This window comes from Mangrovibacter phragmitis (assembly GCF_001655675.1).
Taxonomy (GTDB): Bacteria; Pseudomonadota; Gammaproteobacteria; order Enterobacterales; family Enterobacteriaceae; genus Mangrovibacter; species Mangrovibacter phragmitis.
The window spans coordinates 1-703 of sequence record NZ_LYRP01000040.1 but is presented as its reverse complement, the minus strand read 5'-3'; the positions used below and the strand labels follow the sequence as shown (position 1 = coordinate 703).

General features: G+C 48.9%; 2 tRNA genes and 1 rRNA gene. All 3 read left to right on the top strand.

Annotated features, from left to right (window positions below):
* A 16S ribosomal RNA gene (locus A9B99_RS17635) occupies positions 1-143 on the top strand; the annotation flags it as partial.
* 75 nt (positions 144-218) lie between these two features.
* Positions 219-295, top strand: a tRNA-Ile gene (locus tag A9B99_RS17630).
* Positions 296-408: 113 nt separating this feature from the next.
* Positions 409-484 (top strand) — tRNA-Ala (locus tag A9B99_RS17625).
* Positions 485-703: the final 219 nt, after the last annotated feature.

The window sequence follows — 703 nt, the reverse complement described above, 5'->3', positions numbered from 1 at the left end:
CGCCCGTCACACCATGGGAGTGGGTTGCAAAAGAAGTAGGTAGCTTAACCTTCGGGAGGGCGCTTACCACTTTGTGATTCATGACTGGGGTGAAGTCGTAACAAGGTAACCGTAGGGGAACCTGCGGTTGGATCACCTCCTTACCTTAGAGATACGGTCTTTTGCAGTGCTCACACAGATTGTCTGATGAAAAGAAAAACGGGCAGTAAAACTTCTGCAGGCTTGTAGCTCAGGTGGTTAGAGCGCACCCCTGATAAGGGTGAGGTCGGTGGTTCAAGTCCACTCAGGCCTACCAAATTTTCCCTGATACGGTGTTGCAAAATGACTCACATACTGAAAAGTATGCTTCGTCATTCTGCGCCTTGTCTCAGTGAAAATTACGGGTAACAGAACGTTGTATGACTCGATGGGGCTATAGCTCAGCTGGGAGAGCGCCTGCTTTGCACGCAGGAGGTCTGCGGTTCGATCCCGCATAGCTCCACCATCCCTGTCCGTTAAAATAGTTCAGAGTGTACTGAATCAGTATGCTGTGAAGTATTATGCTCTTTAAAAATCCGGAACAAGCTGAAAATTGAAACACAGAACAACGCAAGTTGTTCGTGAGTCTCTCAAAACTTACAGCACGAAGACATCTTCGGGTTGTGAGGTTAAGCGACTAAGCGTACACGGTGGATGCCCTGGCAGTCAGAGGCGATGAAGGACG